This is a genomic window from Sphingobium sp. L-44, from assembly GCF_056859495.1.
Genome location: NZ_JBSXOQ010000009.1, coordinates 1 through 2,635 on the forward strand (window position 1 = coordinate 1; position 2,635 = coordinate 2,635).

A 2,635-nucleotide genomic window follows, 5' to 3' on the forward strand; every position below is an offset into this window, starting at 1 on the left:
CGAACCCAAGGGCAGATTCCCACGCGTTACGCACCCGTGCGCCACTAGATCCGAAGATCTCGTTCGACTTGCATGTATTAGGCATGCCGCCAGCGTTCGTTCTGAGCCAGGATCAAACTCTCAAGTTTGATGTCCGATCTCCAACCAGGCGGAATAAGCCCGATCAGAAACCGCTCATTTTCAGGAGCCATTCCTGCACAATATATTCTAGTGGAATATATCGAGACATATAGGAACGGCCTAAATTTATCTGAACCCCTACGCCTGAAAGCCGTAAGAACCCAGGGCCGCCGCCCACATGTCCCTTCATCTAAATCACAATGTCAAAGAGCCGCACCGACATCAAAACCGGACAACCAGTGTTCCCCAAACTCTTGTCTGGAGGACCAGTGTCCGTCTATGTGGGCGACCGTCCCGAGCGCTTCCGTTTGGCAGCGCCCCGTCCGGTGAAAAGCCCTCTAGGCGGGGCATTTGATTCGGTCAACCGCGAAATTCCGCCCTTTTTGAATTTCCCCTCCGAAAGTTGAAAATGCGGCCCCTCCCGATCGCGTGAAAAGCCCGGTCTTTCGGGCATTTCGGAGATTTCACGCGCTTGTAATAAAAATGCGTTTCCGGAACCGGATTGGGGGCCGGGTCCCACGCCTCTCCATCCGAATCCCGATCCTGCTGCGGCAAGAATCGGGAATCAGGGGAGAATCGGTACGAGAATCAGGCCAGCGGCTCGCCTGCCCACAATTCGGTATCGATCTGCGCCTGCGCATCGCGCGGGTAACGCGGACCCGACACCGCCCCGAAATCGAACAGGCTGTCGATGCGGTCGAGCAGCGGGCGTGGCAGGTCGAGCCTCGCGGCCGCCAGATCCTCTTCGAGATGCGCCATGTTGGTCGTGCCGGGAATCGGCACGATGAAATCGCGGCGGGACAGCAGCCAGGCCAGGCAGAGCTGCGCCATGGTGCAGCCCGCTTCGTCGGCGAGCCCCTTGAGCTTCGTTGCCAGATCCAGATTATGGGCAAGGTGGGGCGGCTGGAAACGCGGCATGGCGCCGCGAATATCTCCCTCGGGCACGCCCTGTGGCCCGACCCCGCCGGCGAGCAGGCCGCGACCGACCGGCGAAAAGGCGACGAAGCCGATGCCGAGTTCCGCGCAGGCATCGAGCACGGCAACCTCCGGGTTGCGGCTCAAGGGAGAATATTCGGTCTGCACTGCGGTGATCGGATGGACCGCATGGGCGCGGCGAATCGTCGCCGCCGCCATTTCCGACAGGCCGATCGCGCCGATCTTGCCATCCTCCACGCCGCGCACCATCGCACCGACCGATTCCTCGATCGGCACCTGCGGGTCCAGGCGATGGAGATAATAGAGATCGATATGGTCGGTCCTGAGCCGGCGCAGCGAATCCTCCAGCACGCGGGTGATCGCCTGGGGCGAGCCGTCGAGGCCGCGCTTGCCATCAATCTCCGCCAGCACGCATTTGCTGGCGAGGGTGAAATCGGCGCGCCGGTCCATGATGGTGCGGCCCAACAATTCCTCATTGGCGCCGAAGCCATAGAGCGCAGCGGTGTCGAAGAAGGTCACGCCGACATCGAGCGCATGGCGCAGCAGCCGTTCGGCCTCATCGGTCGACGGGCGCGGCAGATAGGCGTGGGAGAGGTTCATGCAGCCAAGGCCGATGGCGGAAACGGTGAGTGCGCCCAGGCGGCGGGTGGGAAGAGCGGTCGTCATGAGGTGGGAAACATCCTGTCGGTTGGGGCCGTGCATGGCGCAAGAGATAGGTCCGCCTCTCCGCTCTGTCATGCCCTTGGTCATGCCCTCACCCGGCAGGACGAAAGAAGATGGGGTTTACCCGGCTTAATAAAGCCAATCTTGCCCGGCGGGCGCAGCGGGGTCATTTCGACGGCACATTATAGACCCTTATGCCGCCCAGCGGCGCGAGCGAGCCCATGACCCGGAACCTGACCCATCTTCAGCGCCTAGAGGCGGAGAGCATACATATATTGCGGGAGGTTGTGTCGGAGGCGGAGCGGCCTGTGATGCTGTACTCGGTGGGCAAGGATTCGGCGGTGATGCTGCATCTGGCGAAGAAGGCCTTCTATCCCTCGCCGCCACCCTTCCCGCTGCTCCATGTCGACACCACCTGGAAGTTCCGCGCCATGTACGACCTGCGCGACAAGGCGGCGCGCGACGCGGGGATGGAACTGCTGGTCCATCATAATCCCGAGGCACAGGCGCGCGGCATCAACCCGTTCGACCATGGCGCCCTCCACACCGACATGTGGAAGACGGAAGGGCTGAAGCAGGCGCTCGACAAGTTCGGCTTCGACGCAGCCTTCGGCGGCGCGCGCCGCGACGAGGAGAAGAGCCGCGCCAAGGAGCGCATCTTCTCCTTCCGCACCGCCTCGCATGGCTGGGACCCCAAGAACCAGCGGCCCGAGCTGTGGAACCTCTATAATGCCCGCAAGGCCAAGGGCGAGAGCATCCGCGTCTTCCCGATCTCCAACTGGACCGAGCTCGACATCTGGCAATATATCCAGCTCGAGGGCATCGAGATCGTGCCGCTCTATTTCGCTGCGCCGCGCCCCACCGTCGAGCGCGACGGCATGCTGCTGATGGTCGATGATGACCGCTTCCCGCTGGC

At 62.3% G+C, this 2,635-nt stretch carries 2 protein-coding genes and 1 rRNA gene; 1 reads left to right on the plus strand and 2 read right to left on the minus strand.

Going from position 1 to position 2,635, the window contains the following annotated elements; translation table 11 throughout:
* Nucleotides 1–128 (minus strand): 16S ribosomal RNA (locus AC13EK_RS00215); the annotation flags it as partial.
* Between the two features lie 580 nt (nt 129–708).
* Nucleotides 709–1,722, minus strand: coding sequence for an aldo/keto reductase (locus AC13EK_RS00220; RefSeq protein ID WP_069337312.1), 1,014 nt, complete (start codon nt 1,720–1,722; stop codon nt 709–711).
* 218 nt (nt 1,723–1,940) lie between these two features.
* Between AC13EK_RS00220 and cysD the strand changes: the two genes are divergently transcribed.
* The coding region (cysD, locus tag AC13EK_RS00225) for a sulfate adenylyltransferase subunit CysD (protein ID WP_483021946.1) at nt 1,941–2,635 on the plus strand (695 nt) is incomplete at its 3' end.